This window comes from Streptomyces sp. NPDC050164 (assembly GCF_044459945.1).
GTDB lineage: Bacteria > Actinomycetota > Actinomycetes > Streptomycetales > Streptomycetaceae > Streptomyces > Streptomyces coeruleorubidus_A.
On record NZ_JBITJK010000081.1, the window covers coordinates 1 to 7,565 of the forward strand.

Annotated in this window: 1 protein-coding gene; it reads right to left on the minus strand. The window is 72.5% G+C overall.

Annotated elements, in window-relative coordinates; genetic code table 11:
• Positions 1-7,565, minus strand: a 7,565-nt coding sequence (locus tag ACIBNA_RS44745) for an amino acid adenylation domain-containing protein (protein ID WP_399171217.1), incomplete at both ends; no start/stop codon positions are given.

Below are 7,565 nucleotides of genomic sequence, written 5' to 3' on the forward strand. Positions count from 1 at the left end.
GCCGCCAGGTCCGTCTCCCGCACCCGCTCCACCAGCTCACGGAACGTCGGATCACCCGACAGATCCGTCCGCAGCACCAACGTATTCACGAAGAAACCGACCAGCTCGTCCAGCGCCTCATCCGTACGCCCCGCGATCGGCGTACCGATCGGGATGTCCGTCCCCGCACCCATCCGGGACAGCAACGCCGCGAACGCCGCCCGCACCACCATGAACACACTCGCACCGGACTCGCGGGCCAGCTCGGCCAGGCCCGCGTGGACCTCCGGGGCGACCTCGAAAGCCACTTGCTCGCCGTGGAAGGACGCCACTGCCGGGCGGGGACGGTCCGTGGGCAGCTCCAACTGGTCTGGCAGATCGACCAGTTGCTGCCTCCAGTACATGAGCTGGCGGGCCAGCAGGCTGTCCGGCTCTGACTCGTCGCCGAGCAGCTCCCGCTGCCACAACGAGTAGTCCGCGTAGTGGACCGGCAGCGGCTCCCACTCGGGCGCGCGGCCCTCGGCCCGCGCCTCGTACGCCTCAGCAACGTCCCTCGCCAGCGGGACCATCGACCAGCCGTCGCCCGCAATGTGGTGCATCACCACCACCAGCACGTGCACGTCCTCGGCCAGGGCGAAGAGCCTGACGCGCATCGGGACTTCGCCCGTCAGGTCGAAGCCGCGCTCGACCTGCGCCACCACGAGGTCCGGGAGTTCCTCCTCCGTTGCCTCGGTCACGTCGAGGGTCGGCCAGATGCCCTCCCCGTCGGCGATCTCGTGGAGTTCGCGGACCCTCTGGAACGGGACGCCGTCCGCGCCCTCGGGAAAGACCGTGCGCAGCGACTCGTGCCGGCCGACGACGTCCCGCAGCGCGGCGGCCAGCGCCTCCCGGTCCAGGTCGCCGGTGAGGCGCAGGGCGACGGGCATGTTGTACGTGGCGGCCTCGGCGCCCTCGAAGCGGTTGAGGAACCACATCCTGCGCTGGGCGAAGGACAGTGGGACCTCGGCGGGGCGGTGCATCGGCACCAGTGCCGCCCGCGCGTCGCCGGCCTCCGCCAGCCAGTCCGCAAGCCGGGCCACGCTCGGTGCCTCGAACAGGGCGCGCAGCGGCAGCTCCACACCGAGTACCGTGCGGACCCGGCTCACCAGACGCGTCGCGAGCAGCGAGTGCCCGCCCAGGTCGAAGAAGTTGTCCTCGGGGCCGACCCGCTGCACGCCGAGCACCTCGGCGAAGACCGCGCAGAGGACTTCCTCGCGGCCGTCCCGGGGCGCGCGGCCCGCTCCTCCTCGGGAGCCCTTGAGGTCGGGGGCGGGCAGGGCTCGCACGTCTTGCTTGCCGTGGGCCGTCAGCGGGAGATCGGCGAGGACCACGACCGCGGCCGGGACCATGTAGTCGGGCAGACGTGCGGCGAGGGACTTCAGGACGGCGTCCGGGGCCTGGGCCGTGCCCGGTGCGAGGACGGCGTAGGCGACGAGGCGCTTGTCCCCCGGCTGGTCCTCGCGCAGGAGGACCGTGGCGCGCTCGATGCCCGGCTCCTGGGTGAGGGCGGCTTCGATCTCGCCTGGTTCGATGCGGAAGCCGCGCAGCTGGATCTGTGCGTCCGCGCGGCCCACGTAGGCGAGGGTGCCGTCCGTCCGCCACTTCACCAGGTCGCCCGTGCGGTACATGCGCTCGCCGCCGGGCGTGAACGGGCAGGCCACGAACCGCTCCGCCGTGATGGCGGCGCGCGCCGCGTATCCGCGGGCCAACTGGGTTCCTGCGACGTAGAATTCGCCGACCACACCCACCGGCACCGGGCGCAGGCCGCCGTCCAGGACGAAGGCGCGGGTCCCGCCCTGCGGGCGTCCGATCGGCACCCCGGTCGGCGGCAGTGCCTCGCCCGGGCCTACGCGGTGTTCGGTGACGTTCACGGTCGTCTCGGTCGGCCCGTAGGCGTTGACGACGTGGGCCTGCGGGTGCCGTCGGCGCCACTCCGCCACGTCCGAGCCAGCCAAGGCCTCGCCGCCCAGGACCAGTTCGCCCGTCGGTGAGAACTCGTCGGGCAGGGTCAGCAGCAGGGGGACGTGGCTCGGCGTCGCCTTCATGAAGGTCGGGGCCTGGTGCCGCCGCGCCTGGTCCGGGTGCTCGGGTGTCCGCAGCAGGTCGGTCACGCGGGCGCGGCCGCCCGACACCAGGGGCAGCAGCACGGACGCCACCGTCATGTCGAACGTGACCGGCGACTGCCATGCCACCACGCCCGTCGCCTCGGGGTGGGCCGCCCGCGCCCACTTCAAGTAGGCGGTCAGCGAGCGGTGTTCGACGACCACGCCCTTGGGACGGCCCGTCGATCCGGAGGTGTAGACGATGTACGCCGCGTTCTCCGGGCGCGGGCCGACGCCGTCCGTGTCGCCCAGGCCGGCCGTCGGCTCGTCCACGAGGACTTGCGCCAGGCTGCTCGGCAGCGATGCCGTGGTCGCGGCCGTCGTCACCGCGCACACCGGCCGCGTGTCCTGGCACATCAGGTCGACGCGCCGCGTCGGATAGTCCTCGTCGACGGGCAGGAAGGCCGCTCCCGCCTTCCACACTGCCACCATCGCCACCACGAACTCCACCGAGCGGGGCAGTGCCACCGCCACCGCGCGCTCGGCTCCGGCGCCATGCGCCTCCAGGGTCCGCGCCAGCCGTTCGGCGCGCGCGTCCAGTTCCGCGTATGACAGGGCGTGGTCCCCGCACTCGACCGCAACCGCGTGCGGGACCCGCTCCACCTGCTCGGCGAACAGGTCGAGCGCCGTGGCATCCGCCGGGGATTCACCGCAGGCCCTCAGCGGGGACTCACCGCCCGCCCCCGCGCTCCACTCGTCGAGGACCAGGCGCCGCTCGCGCGGCGACAGCAGTTCCGCCGCCGTCACCTCGCGCTCCGGATTCGTGACGAACTCGCGCAGCAGGCGCTCGAAACGGCGGGCGATGCCGTCGGCGGTGTCGTGGTCGAACAGGTCGACGGAGTAGGTGAGTTCGCCGGTGATGCCGTCGGGGCGGCGGTTGGCGTCGAAGGACTCGTTGAGGCTGACGGACAGGTCGAACTTGACCGCTTCCAGCTCCGCGGGCTCGCCGGCCAGGACGAGGCCGGGGAGTTCGAGGCGGGGCGGGCTGGTGTTCTGGAAGGCCAGCATGACCTGGAACAGTGGGTGCCGCGACAGGGAGCGGACGGGGTTCAGGACGTCCACGAGATGCTCGAACGGCACATCCTGGTGGGCGTAGGCCCGCAGGTCGGATTCCCTGACGCGCTCGATCAGTTCGCGGAAGGTGGGGGCACCGGACACGTCCGTGCGCAGCACCAGCGTGTTGACGAAGAAGCCCACCAAGTCGTCGAGCGCCTCGTCGGTGCGGCCCGCCACCGGCGAGCCGATGGGGATGTCCGTCCCGGCGCCGAGCCGTGACAGGAGCGCCGCGAACGCGGCCTGCACCACCATGAAGACACTGGCGCCCGTCTCGCGCGCGAGAGCGGTGAGGTCCTGGTGGAGCCTTGCGTCGAAGTGGACCGGCACATGGGCGCCGCGGTGGGTGGCCGCGGCGGGGCGCGGCCGGTCCGCGGGGAGCTCCAGCTGTTCGGGGAGTCCGGACAGGTGGTGCGTCCAGTACGCAACCTGCCTCCCGAGCACGCTCGTGGGGTCGGAGCCGTCGCCGAGCAGCTCCCGCTGCCAGATCGCGTAGTCGGCGTACTGCACCGGCAGCGGCTCCCACTCCGGAGCGCGGCCGTCGGCCCGTGCCTCGTACGCCTCTGCGACGTCCCGGGCCAATGGCGCCATCGACCAGCCGTCGCCCGCGATGTGGTGCATCACCACGAACAGCACGTGCGTGGTGTCGTTCAGCGTGAACAGCTGTGCACGCAGGGGCAGTTCGCGGGTCACGTCGAAGCCGCGGGCCGTCTCCCGGGCCAGGGCCTCGGAGAGCACCGCCTCCGTGACGCGGGTCAGCGGAAGCTCGACGCGGGCGTCGGCCGGGTCGACGATCCGCTGCCGGGGGGTGCCGTCGGGGCCTTCGGGGAAGACTGTCCGCAGGCTCTCGTGGCGGGCGACGACGTCGCCGAGCGCCGCCGCGAGGGCCTCGCGGTCCAGGGCGCCGGTCAGGCGCAGCGCGATGGGCATGTTGTACGTGGCGGCCTCGGGGCCTTCGAGGCGGTTGAGGAACCACATCCTGCGCTGGGCGAAGGACAGGGGCAGGTCCGCCGCGCGGGTCCTGCGGGTCAGCACCGCGCGGGCGCCATCGGCATCGGCGAGGCGACGGGCCAGCCGGGCCACGTTCGGTGCCTCGAACAGGGCGCGCAGCGGCAGCTCCACACAGAGCACCGTGCGGACCCGGCTGACCAGACGCGTCGCGAGCAACGAGTGTCCGCCCAGGTCGAAGAAATTGTCCTCGGGGCCGACCCGCTCCACACCGAGCACCTCGGCGAACAGCCCGCACAGCACGTCCTCGTGTGCGGTGCGCGGTGCCCGGCCGTGGGGGGCGGCGGAGAAGTCGGGGACCGGCAGGGCCTTGCGGTCGAGCTTGCCGTTGACCGTCACGGGCAGCGCGGCCAGGACGACGACGGCGGCGGGCACCATGTACTCCGGCAGCCGGGCCCCCACGAACTGCCGCAGGTCGGACGGTTCGACGGTGGTGCCGGCGGCGGGGACGACGTAGGCGACGAGCCAGGGATCGTGGCCCTCGCCCGAGTGGACCGTGACGACGGCCTGCGCGACGGCCGGGTGGGCGGCGGCCGCCGACTCGACCTCGCCGAGCTCCACGCGGAAGCCGCGGATCTTCACCTGGAAGTCGGTGCGCCCGAGGAACTCGATGTTCCCGTCGGCCCGCCACCGCACCAGGTCCCCGGTGCGGTACATGCGCCGTCCCGTGGGGTCGTACGGGTTCGCAACGAACCGGTCCGCGGTCAGGCCGGTCCTGCCCACATAGCCGCGCGCCAACTGCACGCCGGATACGTAGAGTTCGCCGGGCACGCCCGCCGGGACCGGCCGCAGTCGCTCGTCCAGGACGTAGGCGCGGGTGTTCCACACGGGCGCGCCGATCGGCACGCTCGGGGCGCCGGGCTCGTGGCGGACCACCCAGCGGGTGACGTCGATGGACGCCTCCGTGGGGCCGTACAGGTTGAAGAGACCCGAGTGCAAGGTCTCGCGGAACTTCTCCGCGAGTTCGAGGGACGTGGCCTCACCGCCGAGGATCACCGTGTGCAGCGTCGTGCACGTGGACGCGGTCGGCTCGGCGAGGAACACGGCGAGCATCGACGGCACGAACTGCAGCGTCGTGACCCGCTGGGCGCGGATGACCTCTACGAGATAGACGGGGTCGCGGTGCCCGCCCGGATCGGCGACCACCAGGGTCGCGCCGACCTGCAGGGCCCAGAAGAACTCCCAGACGGAGACGTCGAAGCCGGTAGGTGTCTTCTGCAGGATGCGGTCGCCGGCCCGCTGCGGATGCTTGGCCTGCATCCACGCAAGCCGGTTCACGATGGCGTCGTGCGGGATCAGCACGCCCTTGGGGCGGCCGGTGGAGCCGGATGTGTAGATCACGTACGCGGGATGCGAGAGCTCCAGCGGCGCGGCCCGGTCGGCGTCGCCCAGGTCGGTGTCGGGCCGGTCGGCGAGGGACTCCTGGAGACCGGGATCGTCGAGGACGAGGGCGGGCAGGTCGCCCGGCAGCAGGTCCACGGTGTCGGCGGAGGTGAGGACGCACACGGGGCGCGCGTCGTCGAGCATGTACGCGATCCGGTCGGCTGGGTATTCGGGGTCGACGGGGAGGTAGGCCGCGCCGGCCTTCACGGTGGCGTACACCGCGACGACCTGGTCGACGGACCGGGGCAGGGCGAGGGCGACGAGCCGCTCGGGGCCCGCGCCCCGCTCGACGAGCAGGCGCGCCAACCGGTTGGCGCGGGCGTTGAGTTCCGCGTAGGTGAGTTCGACGTCCCCGTGGACCACGGCCGTCGCGTCCGGGGTGCGCGCCACCTGCGCCTCGAACAGCACCGGCAGGGGAGCCTGCCGCACCGGGGTGTCGGTGGCGTTCCACTCCTCGACGATCCGCCGCCGCTCCTCGGGCGACAGCACGTCGAGGGCCGCGACAGGCCGGTCCGGGTCACGGACCACGGCGCGCAGGACGCGCTCGAAACGGGCCACCAGTTCCTCGGCCGTGTCCCGGTCGTACAGATCGGTGGCGAACTCCAGGACCCCGGCGAGGCCTGCCTCGGCTCCGGTATCCGTGCGTGACTCGTCGAGATAGACGCACAGGTCGAAGCGGGCGGCCGGGGCGGCGGCCGGTTCGGCGGCGACAGTGAGACCAGGGAGCCGCAGCCGCGGCTCCTCGACGTTCTGGAAGGCCAGCATCACCTGGAAGAGCGGGTGCGCCGCCATGGACCGGACCGGGTTGAGCACCTCGACGAGGTGCTCGAAGGGCACGTCCTGGTGCGCGTGCGCGGCCAGGTCCGTCTCGCGCACCCGGTCGAGCAGCTCACGGAAGGTGGGGTCGCCGGAGAGGTCGGTGCGCAGCACGAGCGTGTTCACGAAGAACCCGACGAGATCGTCGAGCGCCTCGTCCGTACGCCCGGCCATCGGCGAACCGATCGGGATGTCCGTCCCGGCACCGAGCCGCGACAGCAGCGCGGCGAACGCCGCCCGTACCACCATGAACACGCTGGCGCCCGACTCCCGGGCCAGCTCTGCGAGGCGTGCGTGCAGCTCGGAGTCCAGCGTGAACGTCACGCTGTCGCCATGATAGGAGGCGACGGCAGGACGCGGGCGGTCCGTGGGGAGCGCCAACTGGTCGGGCAAGTCGTCGAGTTGGGTCTTCCAATAGGCGAGCTGACGGCTGAGGAGGCTGTCGGGGTCGTTCTCGTCGCCGAGCAGCTCGCGCTGCCAGATCGCGTAGTCGGCGTACTGCACCGGCAGCGGCTCCCACTCCGGAGCGCGGCCGTCGGTCCGCGCCTCGTGGGCGGCCTCCAGATCGCGTGCCAGGGGTGCCATCGACCAGCCGTCACCGGCGATGTGGTGGAGCACCACGGACAGCACGTGCGTAGTGTCGTCGAGCGTGAAGAGCCAGGCCCGCAGGGGCAGCCCGTCGGTCAGATCGAAGCCGCAGCCCGCGGCCTCGGCCACGCGCGCGGGCAGCTCGGCGGCGGTCACCGGGACCACGTCCAGCCGCACGGTGGCCCGGTCGGCGTCGAGAACGCGCTGGTATGGGGTGCCGTCAGGGCCCTCGGGGAAGACCGTGCGCAGACTCTCGTGACGCGCGACGACATCGTGCAGCGCGGCGCCGAGCGCGTCCCGGTCCAAGGTCCCGGTCAGTCGCAGCGTGATGGGCAGGTTGTACGTCGAGGTGGCGGAGCCCTCGAAGCGGTTGAGGAACCACAGCCGACGCTGAGCGAACGACAGGGGCACCTCAGCGGGGCGCGCGGCGGGAGACACCGCGACACGAGCGACCGCGCCGTCGGCCTCGACCCACTCGGCCAGCTGCACCACCGTTGGGCCCTCGAAGAGGGCGCGCAGAGGCAGTTCGACACCCAGGCGGGTGCGGATGCGGCTGATCAGGCGGGTCGCCAGGAGGGAGTGGCCGCCCAGGTCGAA